General features: G+C 60.0%; 13 protein-coding genes. 5 read left to right on the top strand and 8 right to left on the bottom strand.

Annotated features, from left to right (window positions below; all coding sequences use genetic code 11):
- Nucleotides 1-281: 281 nt before the first annotated feature.
- Nucleotides 282-419 (bottom strand): hypothetical protein, encoded by a 138-nt coding sequence (locus tag ASE69_RS22560; RefSeq protein ID WP_200924153.1) that lies wholly within the window; start codon nt 417-419, stop codon nt 282-284.
- 72 nt (nt 420-491) lie between these two features.
- A complete protein-coding gene (locus ASE69_RS08955) occupies nt 492-1,988 on the bottom strand; it encodes a CoA-acylating methylmalonate-semialdehyde dehydrogenase (RefSeq protein WP_056485371.1) in 1,497 nt (498 codons plus the stop codon).
- Between the two features lie 86 nt (nt 1,989-2,074).
- Here ASE69_RS08955 and ASE69_RS08950 point away from each other — a divergent pair, with 86 nt between their 5' ends.
- The gene (locus tag ASE69_RS08950) at nt 2,075-2,962 is read left to right on the top strand and encodes a LysR family transcriptional regulator (protein ID WP_056485369.1); all 888 of its coding nucleotides are present in this window, start codon (nt 2,075-2,077) and stop codon (nt 2,960-2,962) included.
- A gap of 1,145 nt (nt 2,963-4,107) precedes the next feature.
- Nucleotides 4,108-7,170 (top strand): TonB-dependent receptor plug domain-containing protein, encoded by a 3,063-nt coding sequence (locus tag ASE69_RS08940; protein WP_056485365.1) that lies wholly within the window; start codon nt 4,108-4,110, stop codon nt 7,168-7,170.
- Nucleotides 7,171-7,283: 113 nt separating this feature from the next.
- Here ASE69_RS08940 and ASE69_RS21995 read toward each other — a convergent pair whose 3' ends face one another.
- Together ASE69_RS21995 and ASE69_RS08930 are read right to left on the bottom strand one after the other, a co-directional pair.
- A complete protein-coding gene (locus ASE69_RS21995; RefSeq protein WP_156362255.1) occupies nt 7,284-7,544 on the bottom strand; it encodes a hypothetical protein in 261 nt (86 codons plus the stop codon).
- A gap of 734 nt (nt 7,545-8,278) precedes the next feature.
- Nucleotides 8,279-9,862, bottom strand: coding sequence for a Na+/H+ antiporter (locus ASE69_RS08930; RefSeq protein ID WP_056485389.1), 1,584 nt, complete (start codon nt 9,860-9,862; stop codon nt 8,279-8,281).
- Nucleotides 9,863-10,033: 171 nt separating this feature from the next.
- Between ASE69_RS08930 and ASE69_RS08925 the strand changes: the two genes are divergently transcribed.
- Complete coding sequence (locus ASE69_RS08925; RefSeq protein ID WP_056485361.1) at nt 10,034-11,656, top strand: FAD-dependent oxidoreductase; 1,623 nt, start codon at nt 10,034-10,036, stop codon at nt 11,654-11,656.
- Between the two features lie 204 nt (nt 11,657-11,860).
- On the opposite strand, the gene ASE69_RS08920 is transcribed toward ASE69_RS08925, so the two are convergent.
- Nucleotides 11,861-12,433, bottom strand: a complete 573-nt coding sequence (locus ASE69_RS08920) for a TetR/AcrR family transcriptional regulator (RefSeq protein WP_056485359.1) — start codon at nt 12,431-12,433, stop codon at nt 11,861-11,863.
- 117 nt (nt 12,434-12,550) lie between these two features.
- Here ASE69_RS08920 and ASE69_RS08915 point away from each other — a divergent pair, with 117 nt between their 5' ends.
- Nucleotides 12,551-13,249, top strand: a complete 699-nt coding sequence (locus ASE69_RS08915) for a glutathione S-transferase family protein (protein ID WP_056485357.1) — start codon at nt 12,551-12,553, stop codon at nt 13,247-13,249.
- A 196-nt stretch (nt 13,250-13,445) separates the two neighbouring features.
- Here the strand turns inward: ASE69_RS08915 and ASE69_RS08910 are convergent, their stop codons facing one another.
- Nucleotides 13,446-14,486: a putative bifunctional diguanylate cyclase/phosphodiesterase gene (locus tag ASE69_RS08910; RefSeq protein ID WP_056485356.1), complete on the bottom strand. Its 1,041-nt coding sequence runs from the start codon at nt 14,484-14,486 to the stop codon at nt 13,446-13,448.
- A 32-nt stretch (nt 14,487-14,518) separates the two neighbouring features.
- Here ASE69_RS08910 and ASE69_RS21990 point away from each other — a divergent pair, with 32 nt between their 5' ends.
- Entirely contained in the window at nt 14,519-15,226 is a 708-nt protein-coding gene (locus ASE69_RS21990) for a DUF6880 family protein (protein WP_056485354.1), read from the top strand.
- 459 nt (nt 15,227-15,685) lie between these two features.
- Here the strand turns inward: ASE69_RS21990 and ASE69_RS23425 are convergent.
- On the bottom strand, nt 15,686-16,089 hold a 404-nt coding region (locus ASE69_RS23425), incomplete at its 3' end, for a J domain-containing protein (protein WP_414882961.1).
- A 43-nt stretch (nt 16,090-16,132) separates the two neighbouring features.
- Nucleotides 16,133-16,792 (bottom strand): PAS domain S-box protein, encoded by a 660-nt coding sequence (locus ASE69_RS21985; protein WP_156362253.1) that lies wholly within the window; start codon nt 16,790-16,792, stop codon nt 16,133-16,135.
- Nucleotides 16,793-17,293: the final 501 nt, after the last annotated feature.

Raw genomic sequence — 17,293 nt, 5'->3', positions numbered from 1 at the left:
AGTGAGTAGTTACGCAGCGGTATCGAGGTTGCCAGTTGCAAACTTACCGCGACGTCCGCGCCTTGCCGCAGCAGGCAAGACGTCGACCATCGTGGCAGGTAAAGGGCGCCCATTCCGCTGCATAAGCGCTCCCGTCGAAGCTCCCGCCGGCCATCATAGCCAACTGCTGTGCCGCGCACTTAAACGCTTGAGGACCACAATCGCTAATCACGCGTAAATTGGACGTATCCGTCAGAGCGTTACCCCCTGCTAGGCAAGCGGGAGCTCTTGTTCTCGGCTGCTTAAGGACCTTCATGCATCGGGTCGGTGCCGGGCTCGGGCTCATCGTCCATCGGGCTGCCGGTATTTGGCGCGGCTGGCCTGAGCGGCTGCGTAACAGGTGGCTGTTCCACGTCGGGCTTTGGGGTGTCAGTTATCATGGTCGTTCTCCTTAAATGACTATGGCAATGCCAGCGGAGATGGCGATACCACCCCGCCGACGGACACCAAGATTACATGGTCGGAATAACGAAGCTTTGATCGATGACCGAACCGCCACTCGGCCAGCGCTGCGTCACGGTCTTCACACGCGTGTAAAAGCGGATACCATCGGTGCCGTACTGGTTCAGGTCACCGAAGCCGGACCGTTTCCAGCCACCAAAGCTATGGTAGGAGACTGGTACGGGGATGGGTACGTTGATACCGACCATCCCGACTTCGACCGAACTCGCGAAATTGCGCGCAAAATCACCGTTCCGGGTAAAGATCGCTACTCCGTTGCCATATTGATGCTGTGAGGGGTAACTCACAGCCTCCTCAAAGGTGGTGGCGCGTAGGATCTGCAGAACCGGCCCGAAAATCTCGTCGGTATAGCTCTGCATGTTCGGCCGAACATGGTCGAGCAGCGTAGGCGCAAGGAAATAGCCGTCCTCATACCCCTGCAGCGCGAAGCCGCGGCCGTCGAGCACCAGTTCGGCACCTTCATCGACCGCCATCTGGATATAGCTTTCAATTCTCGCTTTGTGCTGCGCGCTCACGACAGGCCCATAATGTGCATCGACATCAGTCGAGACACCGACGCGAAGCTTGCCAATCTCATCGACGAGCTTCTCGCGCAGCACCTCGGCCGTCCTTTCGCCGACAGGGACAACGACGGGCAGCGCCATGCAGCGCTCGCCTGCCGAGCCATAGGCGGCACCCAGGATGTCGGCGACGGCTTGGTCGATATCGGCGTCGGGCATGACGATGCCGTGGTTCTTGGCGCCGCCCATGCACTGCATCCGCTTGCCCGCCGCAGCACCACGGCCATACACATATTGTGCGATGTCAGACGAGCCGACGAAGCTGACCGCCTTGACGTCGGGATGGTCTAGGATCGCATCGACGACGAGCTTGTCGCCGTGGACAACGTTGAAGATACCAGCGGGTAGCCCTGCCTCCAGCGCCAGTTCGGCAAGCCGCATCGGAACCGAAGGGTCACGCTCGGAAGGCTTCAGAATGAAGGCGTTGCCGCACGCGATGGCAGGCGCGAGCATCCACAACGGAATCATCGCGGGGAAGTTGAACGGCGTGATGCCGGCAACGACGCCGAGCGCTTGGCGCATCGAATAGACGTCGATGCCAGGGCCGGCGCCTTCGGTGTAGTCGCCCTTTAGCAAATGCGGAATGCCACATGCGAATTCGACGACGTCGAGGCCGCGCTGAATGTCACCCCTCGCGTCAGAAATGACTTTGCCGTGCTCGGAGGCGAGCAGTGCGGCAAGCTGCTCCATGTTTTCTTCGATTAGCGCCTTGAACTGGAACATTACGCGCGCGCGGCGTTGCGGGTTGGTTGCTGCCCAGGCGGGCTGCGCGGCGCGCGCATTGGCAACTGCCTCAGCGACTGTGCCGACCGTGCCGAGATCGACCTGCGCCTGTACGTGCCCAATTGTAGGGGCGAAGATGTCGCCGGTTCGTTCGCCGGACCACGACGCCGACTGTCCGCCAATTAAATGCGTTACGTTGCGCATTATTGTTCCTTCCAAAGTGCCTTCTACGGTGTACGCTTTGCATTCCACCACCGGAACCACCGTAGAACCGCATCGGTTGTGCAAAAATGCAGAGTCTCGACTGGGACGATATCCGTGTCTTTTTGGCGGTCGCACGCGACGGTCGGCTGCAGGCCGCAGGCCGTACGCTCGGACTGGACCATAGTACCGTTGCGCGGCGCATGACCGGACTTGAAGCGGCGATGGGCGCGCGACTGATCGACCGTTCACCGCGTGGCGTCCTACTAACCCATGCCGGCGAACTGCTGCGTGAACACGCTGAGCGGATAGAGTTCGAAATGATCAGCGCCAGCGCCGAGGTTGGCGACGACGTGGGCACGGTTGCAGGATCGGTTCGGCTTGCTACTCCCGAGGCGTTCGGGACCTATCTGGTAGCGCCCAACGTCCATCGGCTGCACGCGCGGCACCCAACGATCGAGCTGGAACTTGCGCCAGAAAGTCGGTCGGTCAGCCTGTCGCGGCGTGAGGCCGATATTGCGATCGGTCTGACCCGCCCGCCGCGAGGCAGGGTGATCGCGCGGCGGTTAATCAACTATCGTTTGGGGCTCTACGCGGCAGCCGATTACCTCGATCGTCATCCAACGATCGAGGGGCTCGACGCAGTTAAGGCGCATCCGCTGGTGTGGTATATCGATGAGCTGATCGATATTCCGGAGCTCCGCTATTTTGACCAGATCGTCCACGACGCGCCCACGGTGTTCCGGTCGAGTTCGATCGCCGCCCAGCAGGCCGCTGTTGCCAACGGCTTGGGCCTTGGTGTTCTACATGTCTTTGCCGCCGAACAGGACCCTCGGTTGCGCCGTGTCTTGCCCGAAGTTGAGGTGACGCGCAGCTATTGGCTGCTCATGCACGCCGACCAGCAACGTCTGCCACGCATCCGTGCCGTCGTCGAATTTCTTGACGACCTCATCCGGATCAACCAGCAGCGTTTCTGATCGGTGCCGCATCCAGATCTTCGAGACAGCGGTTGCTGTTCGATATCAAATAGCGCGACGACGACGATCTGGAGGATCAGCAGCCCAACATTATCGCCATCACACCAGCGATGCCGTAGTCGGTAACAGTCAGATACTAAGAACGGCGTCTTGATCGTTGCGCCGCCCCCCGAATGACAGATCTATGATGCGCGAACGCGGACTTTCAGTTCAAGAAGTTTAAGGATGTAGATCGCGAACAGCAGTACGAGGAGCACGCAGATCGGAACGGTGAGGAGGAAGTCGACCGGGAGTAGCAGCGCCGGTCCGACACGTTTGAATTAGATCAGCCCCATCACCACCGCCAGCTCCGCGCCAATGATCGTCGACTTGCGCCTCGATGCATCGGCGGCATCGCCCCGATAGTCGAGCCAATTGCCGCACTGAGTCCCCTGATCAGTGTATAGCTGAACGAACTGGCGACACTCAGCCCTGCTTCGTAATGAAGATCGGCAGCGATGCTCAGCCATGACCCACTTGCAGTCATTCGCGGCCTCTTTCTGGCTCCCCAACTTTTGCCATCCGTTCAGTTTTCCCGCGGAGAAGGTTCAGAGCCTTGGCACTGCCCGCTGCCCCGCCAGCTTCCAACTGCGGCGTGGTGATCATTACGGCAACGGCAGAACAGGCTACTTCAGCGCCGACTTCCGCTTCAGCGCTGGAGTTCCTCGGTGCGCGAGGGTCTCAGTAGGAGGGACCACGGAACTCACGTGACACCAGCCGGTACAAAAAGGGCGACCGAAGCCGCCCGAGGGTACGCTGTCGAAAAGGGACTAACGACATGCAGAGATTAGGTTAAGTTAACTGCCCCATTAGTGCAACCCGCATCTGCATTTGAATGTGTGAGGCGTTTTAGGCGCCAAACTCCAGCCGTCTGCGTCCGGTTAACGCCATAGGCTTTGCCGCAAATATACGTCCCCAACTTTCGGCGTGTCATTTGAGTAACAGCCCGCTGCCAAAGTCAGCCTGCATTTTTACGATCTTTACAAATTGCGACAGTCTCACCTACCTTTCGATGCGTCCTTCAGGGGTCGCGCTTAGGCGTGATGAAAATGGGCGGTGCATCCGGGGATCGCAGTGCGGTCAACTGGTTCAGGTAGGGGATAACGATGAAAAGCATTTCGCTCACGACCAAAGCACTTCTGCTTGCTGCGGCTACGCCGTTTGCATTCGCAGGGACGGCAGCGTTTGCGCAGGACGCGACGGCGTCCGCGCCGGCGCAAGAATCGCCGGCCGCTACTCCCGTTCAAAACGCGGTGAACGCCACTACCGACCAGACTGATCCCGCGGCCGCGCAGACGGCCGGCGACGAGATCGTTGTCACTGGTTCGCTGTTCCGCCGCACCGACACCGAGACCCCTTCGCCGGTCACGGTCCTGACAAGCCAGACGCTGCAACGTGCAGGTGTAACGACGATCGCCGATGCTCTCCGCTCGGTCTCCGCCGACAGCGCCGGCTCGATCCCAACAGGTTTCCAGGGCGGGTTTTCGGCTGGCGGGTCGGCCGTTTCGCTCCGCGGTCTCGGCGTGTCCTCGACGTTGATCCTGATCGACGGCCTCCGCTCGTCCGCGTTCCCTATCAACGACGATGGGCACAATTCGTACACCGATCTGAATTCCATTCCCTTTAGCGCGGTGGAGCGCGTCGAAGTGCTCAAGGACGGTGCCTCGTCGACCTATGGCGCGGACGCGATCGGCGGCGTGGTCAACGTCATCCTGAAGAAGCGGTTCACGGGCGTCACCGGTACTGTTGAAGGCGGCATCGCCGAGCACGGCTATGGCTCGCGCTACCGCGCGAACATGACCGCCGGCGTCGGTGATTACGATACGCAGAACTTTAACTTCTACGTCAACGGCGAGTATCAGCGCGACGGACGCATCTCCGGTCGTGACGTGGGCTTCCCGTACAATACCAACGACCTGTCCTCGCTCGGCTTGGCCGATAACAACGCGGCCGACAGTTCGCTGACTACCGCAACAACCAACGCGGTGGTGGTACGCGCAGGGCAGACCGACCTGAACAATCCGCTCGCAGGCTCGATCGCGAACACCCCGAGTGGCCTGCAGGCTAACGGTAACCCGTTCTACAACTTCCAACTGCTGAACGCGAACTGCCCGAACGGCACCTACACCCTGACCACCGGCACCAATCGTGGTACCGGCTGCTCGCGCAACATCACAAGCGACTACAGCCAGGTTCAGCCGCTGCAGGAGAAGTTCTCCTTCACCAGCCGTCTCAGCCTGAAGATCAGCGACAACGTCGAAGCCTACGTATTGGGAAGCTATTCCCATAGCCAGGTCAACATCATCTACCCGACCAGCTCGCCGAGCGCGATCCGCCAGCGCCAGCCCTACGGCGCATCGCCGCTGACCGCATCGAACAATCCCGGCATCGTCCTGCCGCAGTACATCTGCGCATCGGGCATTAACTGCGCGACGTCGGCGACCCGTACGCTGAACCCCAACAACCCGTTCGCCGCCGAGGGCAGTGCGGCACGCATCTACTACCTGTTCGGTGACCTGCTGACCGGATCCAACCGCGGCAACGAGGTCATCCGTGGCGCGATCGGCTTCAACGGCACCTTCGACGGCGGCTGGGACTGGCGTGTCGAGGCCGTCGGCGCACGCGACAACCTGAAGATCGAGCAGTTTGGCACGCCAAGCATTGCCGGCCTGCAGCAGGCCGTGAACACGGGTGCGTACAATTTCGTGAATCCGGAACTGAACACCGAGGCAGTCCGGCAGCTGGTTGCGCCAAACATCCTGGCGCGTTCGTCCACCTCGCTTGCGTCGCTCGACGCATCGGTCAGCAAGGAACTGTTCCAGTTGCCAGGCGGTCCGTTGCAGCTTGCAGTCGGCGGACAGGTGCGTCGCGAGACGCTGGACAACCCCGGCACCAACCCGGACCTGTTGAATTACAGCAACACCGCTGCCGCGTTCGGCAAGCATACCGTCTCAGCCGGATATTTCGAGCTGAACGCGCCGATCGTGAAGCAGTTCGAAGTCAACGCGTCCGGACGTTACGATCATTATTCTGAAGGCTTCAGCCACTTCTCGCCGAAGATTGGTGCAAAGTTCACGCCGATCGAACAGCTTTCCGTCCGTGGTACCTACTCCAACGGTTTCCGCGCGCCCACCTTCGCCGAAAGCAACCCGCGTTCGAGCTATCCGGGTTTCGTAACCTTCGCACCGCCAGCTTCATTCGTGCTCGCGCATGGCGGCAGCTCCAATCCCTATGCTCAGTCCTACAGCGTGGGTGGTGGCTTCTCGGGCAACCCAGACCTGAAGCCTGAAAAGTCGCGCAGCTTTACCGGCGGGCTAGTGTTCGCACCGAACCGCGTGTTCAGCCTCACGGTTGACTACTACAACGTCAAAAAGTCGGATGTGATCGTGGCGGGCCCGAACGCCGGTGACGCACGTGCCGCGTACTACTCCCAGACCAACCTTGCTGCTGCGACCGCGGCCGTCGCCGCCATTCCGGGCTACTCGGTGGGTGCCGTCGATGCGATAGATCCATTGTTCCCGAACGCGCTGCCCCGCGTGCTCGTGATCAACGGTCCATACGTCAACGCAGGCTACTTCAAGACGCAGGGAATCGACTACTCCGCGACCGCGGCTATACCCATCAACGACGACGTCAAGTTCACCAGTCGCCTGGACGTGACCCAGGTGCTGAAGTTTAACGTCGACTTTGGCGATGGCGTCGTCCGCAAGTACGTCGGGACGCTTGGACCGTACGAGCTGTCGTCGGGTGCAGGTACTCCGAAGTGGCGTGGCAACTGGCAGAACACGTTGGAGCTGGGGCCGCTTTCGCTCACCGCAACGGCCTATTACGTCTCAAAGATCCGCCAGGTCGCAGCGGACGAAGAGGCGGCGGATGCCAACGGCAACATTGATCTTTCGTGCGCTACGGCGGCTGGAAGCCTTTATGCATATCCGACAGCTGAGTCGCAGGCGAAGTACTGCAACGTAAAGCGGTTCATCTATGCCGATCTTAATGCTACGGTGAAAGTAAATGAAGACTTCTCGTTCTACGTCAACGTCGGCAACTTCACCAACGAGAAAGCCCCACTTGCACCTGCGTCTTACTCGGGCGTCAACTATCTGCCAAGCTGGCACTACGCAGGCGTGGTAGGTCGCACCTTCCGTGCAGGTGCTACTTTCGCGTTCTAAAGTCCGGACTGTTACAAAACAGGGGCGTACGTAAGCGGCGCTCCTGTTTTGCTAGTAGCGTATGGATGACGCCAGTGCAGATATCGAATGACGCAGTCTGAGCCGTGTTACTGTTACGCGAAATTTGCGATGTTCTGATCAACGATATATTCGAGAACACGAGTCGGTATCGGATTGCAAAAATCGATATCAATTGCTTCCAGACTGCTCCAGGCGACCCAGCCGGAAACGTCGGCAAAATATGGGATTGCAATGTGTACGAATGTGCCGATGGTCACCCCAAGGCGCGTTTCAATTCCGCACCCCAAACTCGTGCAGTTTTGACCCGACCAGTTTTGTTGCCAAACTTGCCCGCGGTGATTGTCATAGCTCAATCAACGGCAATGCGAACGTCCGTTCGCTCGTCCTACGCCAGCCTAGACGGTTGGGGTTTTGATGAACGACACGCCATAGCCAATCGATAGCCGTCCGTCCTCAACATCTCATTACGAGCGCTGAACGGGGATGAACCGTGATCGCCGTTTTTGGCGGTATCGCAGGGCTGCGCGCATCTCGATAGGTGGATCGTCTGATTACCGAATCAGTCGACATCCGCGCCGACCCACAACTGGACGCTTAGCTTGCCATTCCCGCCTCCCAACTTCGGACGTCCGTTCATCCTAATATTCTGACCCACTTCCACCCGCCAAGGTATGAGTGGTGGTAAGTGGCATTTCCTAGAGCGCTAGGGAACCTCGAATGCGGTCAGTATAGGGTACGGTTCCGCCGATCCTGATCCGCACTGGTCGGCTAACCGGGCGAGCGCCTGTCGCGGTGATATCATTCCTGCAATGTTGGCATCCTGTCCGAGATGGGCATGGTGGTGGTCTCCAGCACGATCGCGGTGGGCGAGATCGGCCATGCCCTTGATGCAACCGGTGCGCTGACAGGTGATGGAGGCCTTGCTCTCACTCGTGCTTTCCCCCGCTTTGCGGACGATCTTGCGTGGTGGACGCAAGCTGGCTGCGCCCAGCGAGAGCGGCTCGCACCGCCCTATTGAGGCGGACGACGGACTGGCGTCCTCTTATTAGCACCGAACGCCGGATCGCGCTCGGTGCCACTCGTCCGTTCATCCCTTCGCTGCCGCTGCGGCAAGCTCCTCGAGGTCGAGATCATGTTCGAGATCGTGAAGCGTTTCGTCATCGATACGACCGGCACGGTGCAGGCGGACCAATTCGGCGCGGCCGGCTGTGACTGCGGCGATGATGACATCGAAATGGCTAGCGATCGCTGCGTTGCGCTCCTCCGCCGTACCGTCGAAGGCATCCGCTGCTGTGGCACGGGTCCGATAGCGACGCAGGAGCTGTGGATGGATGACCTTACCATCGGCCGCCACGGCCTCGCGCTCAACGAGGGCCAACTGCGCCTGGAACAGCATCATCTCGGCCGCGTGCAAATCGAGCGGCGGTCGCGCGCTGGCGTCATCGTGGGGCTTCACGGTCCGGATGACCCAGCCCAGCGACGTGCCCTGCACCAAGACGGTGACTAGGATCACCGCAAAGGCAGTGACAAGCATTAGATCCCGCCCTGGCATCGCCTCGGGCAAAGAGAGTGCGACCGCCAGCGTCACCACACCGCGCATCCCTGCCCAACTCATCACCACCGCCGCACGCGCGCCGAGCGGTTGCTGTCGCGTCCAACCGATGCGCCAAACGGCCGAGACGCCGGCGTCGACGCCGAAAATCCATAGGAACCGCGCGACGACAACTGCCAGGACGATGAGCAGCACGGGCTGCGCCATCGTATCCACGACCACGCCGAGCCCGCCGACCCGGTCCAGCAACCCTCGCAACGACAGACCGATGAGCAGAAAGACAGCGGCTTCGAGAAGAAACACGAGCACCTGCCAAAACGCCAGCGCTCGGATACGGACGCGCGCGTCGAAGACGACGTGTTGATACCAGCCACAGGTCAGGCCCGCGGTAACGACGGCAATGACGCCGGAGACGTGCAGCAGTTCGCCACCGATATAGGCGCTCCAACACACCAGCACGGTCGCTGCAACCATCAGCGTATCGTCGCCAAGCCGGCGAAGCAGAACTACCCAAAGCCCGCCGATCGCCGCGCCTACCGCGATGCCACCCACTACCAGTACAAGGAAGGTTCCCGCCGCCGCACCCATATGGAAGCTGCCGGTCAGCACCGCCGCCACCGCGAACCGGAACAGGACCAGCCCCGCAGCGTCGTTCAACAGACTTTCGCCCTCGAGTAACGTCGTCAGCCGGCGTGGCAATTTGACCCGCTGCAACACGGCACGAGCGGATACGGCATCAGGCGGAGATAGGATCGCACCAAGCGCGACGCAGGCGGCCCAGGGTAGCTGCAGCATCAGCAACCGAGTTACGATCGCCACAATCGCAGTCGTAAAGAAGACAGCGCCAACTGCCAGCGAAAGAATGCCGGCCATGTGACGCCGGAACGGAGCAACGGCGGTGAACCATGCCCCGTCCATCAGGAGGGGCGGGAGAAACAGGACAAGGACCAGTTCCGGATCGATCGCGATCCCGTGCACACCGGGCACGAAGGCGACCGCACACCCGCCGACGATCAGCGCAGCTGCCGGCGGTAGCGACAGGCGCCGGGCCAGATAGTGAAGTCCCAGCACTATTAGGAACATGCCGATGATCAGCTCGAAGTTCGCCGCTGGATGCACAAAGCCGCCCTTCTTTCCTGCTCGTCCGGTCGTCCTGCAATCTGTCCCGAACATCGTCAATGCCACCGGAAAGCGTAACCGGGCGCGGCTGCTTTGGCCGAGGCCGTTACCCGGCGATTGTCGTCGCTACGGTGGCCAGGCTAATGTTAGTGCTCAAAGGGGACAGCGCTAATGGAAACGATCGGCCGTGACCTGCGGGAGATGCAGAGGGTTCCGCTGCAGCCTGCCCATATTGCCGCGATCCGGGCGGCGGGGACACGCACCCATTATCGCAAGGGGACGATGCTGGCTGAAATCGGCGCTCCGGCCGACCGCTTCGTATATGTGGAAGATGGGGAGATCGAGGTCGTCAACCCGTTCACGGGCGATCGGCTGGTGCCCTCAACGCTGGGCCCCACCCAGTTTATGAGCGAGATATCGCTCCTGTCGGGAGGCACGTGGTCGCTACCAATGCGAGCAGCAAGCGACACGGACGTTGTCGAAGTACCGCGATCCGAGATGCTTCGGCTGATGGCGGAAATACCGGAGCTGTCTGACATCGTCATCACGGTCTTGGCGGCACGCCGTCGGCGGCAGCTGGAAGCTGGCGACGGCATGCTGGTGTTGGTTGGCGAGGCGGAGGACAAAGCGGTCAGGAAGGTGGCCGAGTTCGCCGCCCGCAATCGTCTACCCTATCGTTCCTACGCGCTTGGCAGTGCTGAGGCCGCCCATGTCGCCAGCAGTTGCGGAACCGCGCCGCGCGAACCCGTCGTGGTGTTCGGCCGCGACCTGGTGGTGAGCGATCCGACGCCGGAGAAAGTGGCACGGCTACTCGGACTCGATCAGGACGTTCCCGAAGACGAGGCATTTGATGTGCTGATCGTTGGAGCCGGGCCCGCCGGCGTGTCAGCCGGCGTCTATGCGGGAGCTGAAGGGTTGCGTGCGCTGGTAGTCGACGAGACCGCCATCGGGGGCCAGGCAGGCACCTCGAGCCGTATAGAGAATTACATGGGCTTTCCCACCGGCATTTCTGGCGCCGATCTCGTATGGCGCGGCGAGGTGCAGGCGATGAAATTCGGCACGCGCTTTGTCATGCCCCGGCGGATCGAGACATTGGATCAGCTCGACGACGGCGCGTTCTGTGCAACCTTCGCCAATGGTCAACGCGTCCGTGCTGCATGCGTGGTGGTCGCCACCGGGGTTCAGTACAGACGCCTGCCCATCGCACGCCTCGCCGAGTTCGAGGGGGCGGGCATTTATTATGCCGCGACGGAGAATGAGGCGCGTTTTTGTCGAGATACGGAGGTGTTGGTCATTGGCGGCGGTAATTCGGCTGGACAGGCGGCGATGTTCCTCAGCCGAACAGCGCGGCACGTTCGCCTGCTGGTACGTGGCGATACCCTGGCCTCGTCCATGTCTAATTACCTGTCCAGCAGGCTTGAGGCAGACCCCGCAATCACTATCGAATACGGCGCCCATGCCGTTGAGCTTCATGGCAGGGACAGTCTGGAGGCAGTGACGATCCGCAATGCAGACGGCGACCGCACCGTGGCGAGTTGCGCTGTCTTTGTGATGGTCGGCGCGGCACCCAATACGGGCTGGCTCTCCGAACTGGTCGCTCTCGACGGCAAGGGCTTCGTGCTAACAGGTGAAGCGGCCGGGGCTACGTCTCCTTTCGCCACGTCGTGTGCAGGCATTTATGCCGTCGGCGACGTTCGCGCTGGGTCGGTGAAACGCGTGGCGTCTTCGGTCGGAGAAGGATCAGTCGTTATCTCAAACGTATGGGAGCATGTGCGCGGCTTGAACCGTTCCTAATAGGAAATCGCTGTGCCTTTCTGACCGCCATTCAGCAACTTGGAGCGCGTTTCCCAGAAACCAAATTCACATTTGTTCAGATTGCTTGGAGCCAATCACAAATACCCACAGCACATCCTCTAAAGCCGAAAGATCGCCTCGCAGTCCGGAGATCTGATTGAAATTGGACCACTATTCCCTCTGCCCGTCGAGCCTCAAAATCCTCTAGCTCGGAAGCGGCCCGGCCTGACGGTAGCTTTCGATCAGGGCATCAAAAACGGACACGTCAGACCTGCTTCGTGCCAGGATCTGCGCGCCAGCAACCGCACCGTAGATCGCGTGGGCTCTGGCATCCGCGCTGTCGGCATCCCCCAATCCTGCGGCGGCCAGCTGACGGCTCAGCCATGCGACATTGACGTCGGCGAAGGCCTGGACCTCCTTTAGCACCGGCGCGGGAAGCTCGTCATGCTCCGCCGCCATGAAGCTGCTTAGGCACATCCGGTTGCCGCGCTCCAGCGATGCCCGGAAGATGCCAGGATATTGCCGCAACGCTTCCGCAGGCGACTTGGCCTTCTCTGAGATCGCCTCGAGATCGCGGGCGATGTCCTCCCAATAGCGTCGTGCGACCGCTTCGCCGAGCAGCGCCTTGTTGGCGAAGTAATAGTTGATGCTGGCCGCTTTGATGCCAACCGTCGTCGCCAGATCGCGAAAATTGATACCGCCATAACCGCGAGCCATCGCCGCCTCACGCGCCGCCAGCAGGATCGCTTCCCGAGCATTTTCCTTGATCGTCGCCATTATCGAACCTCCACCTGCCATATGGCAGGCAGGGGTTGACATCGCAAGTCCGTGACGGCAGTCACCTGCCTGTCATCTGGCAGGCAGGTGACTGATACGATATAAGCGAGACATCTGATGGCCGACAAGCTGACGCTCTTCACCTCTCCCTCAGCCTTCCCCAATCCACAGCGGCTACGCATCTTCATGCATGAGAAGGGCATCGCCGACCGCTTCGCCGAAACGGTGTACGACATGTCGCCCGTAGGCGAGCAACGCGGGTGGCCGCACCTAAAGATGAATCCCTGGGGCGAGACGCCGACGCTGGCGCTGGCCGACGGCACGTTTCTGAGCGAAACCTCCGCCATCGCACGCTACCTCGACGACAGCTTCGAGGGCCGCAAGGTCATGGGCGAAACGGCCCACGAGCGTGGGCTCGACCAGATGTGGGACAACCGGGTCTGGGTGCACATCCTCTACCCGATCGTCACCGCATTCCATGTGCTTCACCAGGGTCTCGGTCCCAAGTTGGAGCTGACGCACAACCCCGCCTGGGGCGAGCATTCGCGCAAGGTGGCGCTGGCGCATGCGGCGCTGGTCGACCGACACCTCTCGGACGGGCGCCCCTGGCTGCTGAGCGGAGACGAGCCGACGTTCTCGGACATCACGTTGGCGACGGCGATTGCCTTCTCGAAGTTCCCGATCAACGCCACCCCGCTAGATGAACGCTTCGAGTTTCTCGACGCGTTCTGGCGGCGCTGGCAAACCCGGCCGACCTTCCTGGCCGCTTATGCCGATGGTCAGAGTGGTGTTCCGGAACTCGACGCTCGCGCCTGAACTGACGATCTAGCGACAGCGGGTCGTCGCGGAGCATGCCCGTCGACGACCCGCGTTCCTCCCGAAGCTGTTCAGGCAATGGCGGACGGCATAGCGCCAGCGATCATCAACGCCAGCGAGCCTGTGGACAGCGAGCGCGCGCCGTAGCGACCCCCGCGTCAGGACGTGCAGGTAAGCTGATTAAGGCGTTGGGGGTTTAATTCGCGGCTTCGAAAGCGACCAAATTGCGAAGGTCCGATGGCTTCCCTATCAGAAACCCCTGAACCTGATCGCACCCCCATTGCCGCAGTATAGACAGCTGATCTTCGGTTTCCACCCCTTTGGCTACAATGACGGGCCCCAAGCTTTTTCCTAGCCCGATCGTCGCCTTGACGATTGATGCCGACGACGGGTTGTTGTGCATGGTAGCCACAAAGCTCCGATCGATCTTGATCTTGTCGAAAGTGAATTCCCTAAGGTTGCTGAGTGAGGAGTGCCCTGTTCCAAAGTCGTCCATGACGACCTTTGCGCCGGATTTTCGCAGGTCTCGGAGGGTCGCAAGGACGTTGTCCCGTTGGAAACCAAGGAGCGTTGCGCTCTCGGTAACTTCTAGTACCAGTCGGTCGAACGCGACCTGCCAACTCCGTGCCGCATCGTAGATTTCAGCCGCAAGGCCGACGGAACGAAACTGAATTGCCGACAGGTTCACTGCTAGTGACACCTTCGGATCCCAGGTCGATGCAGTACGAAGCGCGTGATCGATTATCCATGAGCCAATAGTGCCGATAAGTCCGCTGGACTCGGCGATGGGTATGAAAACGTCCGGCGGTATCTCGCCTAGGCTTGGGTGGTGCCAGCGAAGTAGCGCCTCATACGCGACGATCTCGAGCGAGACCGCGTCGGCGATCGGCTGGAAAACCAGACGGAACTCGTTCGAAGAGATCGCATGCTCAAGGTCTCTCGAGAGCCGCACGCGCCGGCTCTCCTCTTCCTTTAGATCCACGTTGTAGATGCGGGCCGTGTTCCTGCCGTCTGCCTTAGCACGATACAATGCAAGATCCGCAAGCTCGTGCAATTCGTCTCCCGTCTGACCCGGTTCGGAAATGGCTACTCCGATACTCATTTTGATCGCTACACCTTCGTCAGACGGCGCAGACGCCATCTTGAAGATGCGCGAGATCAGTGCTTCCGTGGACGCTGGTTGTGATCGCGCTACCTGAATGACAGCAAATTCGTCACCGCCGATACGCGCGACCAAGTCATCGCCGCGGACGCACGAAGTCAGTAGTTTTGCGGTTCGCTTTCGTGCGCCGCTATTCGGAAGCAGAGCGGGCCAACCCCGCGATTGCGGCAGCGATTGCGGAGCGGCTGCTGGCCGCCGATCGCAGCCAGGAGGCACTAGTGACGCTTGACGAAGCGGACAGTGCCTTCCGACAGGGCGGCTACTGGCCCAACTGGCAGCGTGTGCGGATCGAGGTGCTCGACGCACTAGGGCGCTCCAGCGACGCCCAGGAAGAACGCTGGCAGGCGTTCGAGCGCGGTCTCGATGCGGGATACCTCCGGGCGCACCTCAAACGGCTGCCGGACTTCGACGACATAGAAGCAGAGGAGCGGGCGCTCGGCGTCGTCTCACGCCATCCATCCGTTCACCAAGCACTCGCCTTCCTGATCGACTGGCCCGCTCTCGACCGTGCCGCCAGCCTCATCATGACGCGGATCGACGAACTTGATGGCAACGATTATGGTCTGCTAACCCCGGCAGCCGACGCGCTTGAGCAGCGACATCCGCTCGCTGCTACGCTTGTGCTCAGGGCGATGATCGATCTGTCGCTAGATGCCGCCAAGTACAAGCGCTACGGCCACGCCGCCCGCCATCTCCAGACTTGCGAGCATCTTGCCCGGCGCATCGACAATTTTGCGGGGCATTCAACCCACGCTAATTATGTAGAAGACCTGAAACGGCGTCACCCACGAAAAAGCGGTTTCTGGGATGCATGACCGAACCGTGCAACGCGGCATGACGCCGCGCCAGCACGAACAAAAACTGACCAGGCCACGTTGACCCACAAGCAGACGTCCCCGCCCCCTTCCCAGCTTCGGCCGCTCGTTCATCCCGGGGTTACGACCGCTTTGGGAGCCTGACCCTGCGAACTCGAATGTCGTGACAGGGCAATAGTTTAAGGAGCAGGCTGTCCAGGTCGAAGTTTTGTGCGCGATGAGCTACCGACGGCTTTTGCGAGAGGCTCACGCACGGGATGAGCGGCGACGCTACGTCGAACCGTAGGTGCCAATCCGGATTCCTCGTTCCAYAGAACCAGGATTGTAGCGATCGGTGCGGCGGTGAGGATCAGCAGGAAAAGGCCCATCAGCCATTCGTTGGGCTGTAGCGGCTGCGAGAAGCCACCGCTGGGCTGCATCGACGGGCTAGGTCGCATAGGGCGCCTGCCGGCTTTCCTNAGAACCAGGATTGTAGCGATCGGTGCGGCGGTGAGGATCAGCAGGAAAAGGCCCATCAGCCATTCGTTGGGCTGTAGCGGCTGCGAGAAGCCACCGCTGGGCTGCATCGACGGGCTAGGTCGCAWMGGGCGCCTGCCGGCTTTCCTAGGGTGAAACGGGCGRTCCGCGGTCGCTCGGTGGGCAGACGGCCTGATCTGCGACCGATCATAGGCGGCGCGTGCTTCCTTCTTCCCCAAAACGGAATACGCCTCGTTGATCTCTTTCGCACGAGCAGAGACATCCGCACCATGATTGGCATCGGGGTGATATTGACGRAGAAGCGCTTTCCACGCGGCGTGAATAGTTTCGCGACTTGCCGTCGAGCGCACACCTAAAACAGAATAATAGTCGGGTGAGAGAGCCATCTAAMTGTTACTTGCGGCGAAAACGCGAAAAAGGAAGGTCCGCCTAGGCAACTGCCAGCGGCTCAGGCGCTAACGTCGCGAARAACAGGCGTTCAAGCCTTATAATTCCATCCTGGCTGAGCTGAATGTATCCCAAATTACTGACCGGRATTTCTACGAGGCCACGATGAACCAGAGCTTTTAACCATCGATCCATAGATTGTTCTGGAATATTAATTAATTTTGCGACTTGTGAAGCYGTCACCACACGACCTTCCGCCTCTGCCAGATACATGTGAAGTAGAATCAGGCCCACATGATCGCTAAAAAGATCTTTTCCTAACTCGATGAGCCGCGCGTCATAAACATGCTTGACCCGAAGGGCTGCTTTCCAAAGCCGTGACGGTGACGGTTCCTGCCTCCCGTCAATCCAAGACAATGTYGTTATCAAACGTCCTTCGTTTCCGAACTTGGATACCAACAGATCCGCTTTTATAAGGCTGCCATCGGGACGTACATATGCTTTGCGCAGATGGGTGGGAGCGGCCTTATCTATCAGCCCCGTAAGCATTTTACTGCTTCTGGAGAGATCAGCAGGAGCGGTAATAGCTTTGTATGATATACCAATTAACCGATCAGGCCTGCGCTGAACCAGTCGACAGAACCCGTCATCAAAATCTAGAATGATCCCTGCCATGCTGGATACACAATGAGCGACGGGCATTCAGCGCCTTTCGAATAATTTAAGTTAATTTTCTCAAGGTTTGCGACAATGAGCGACGGGCATTCAGCGCCTTTCGAATAATTTAAGTTAATTTTCTCAAGGTTTGCGAGATCGGCTTACTTCGTATGCTTGGCACGTGACTGCTGCCGGTTGTTACCCCCCATCTAGCACAACTAAAAGACGATCGAAAACGCACAAAGATGCTGGGGTTCGATGCTGTTGGCAATCGACCGCGGTGAGACCCTTTGCCGCTTGCGTCAAAGCGTGGGCGGAGGTGAACGCTCAGGTGCTCGGTAGCGTGCGAAACTCAGCGTTTGCCGTGAGCGAGCGATTGGTTTAACTACCACTCGCTGGGTCGGAGTTTCACGTGAGCCATATCAGTACGGCAGTCGAGTATGCACTCCATACCCTGCTCTACATCATTGACTTGCCTGACGACGCAGCGGCGCCAAGTTCAAAGGATCTGGCTACGCTGCGCGCACTGCCAGTGAAGTTCATGGC

The organism is Sphingomonas sp. Leaf208, assembly GCF_001421415.1.
GTDB lineage: Bacteria > Pseudomonadota > Alphaproteobacteria > Sphingomonadales > Sphingomonadaceae > Sphingomonas.
Note: the sequence above shows the minus strand (reverse complement) of the source record. Positions and strands in the feature narration are given on the sequence as shown.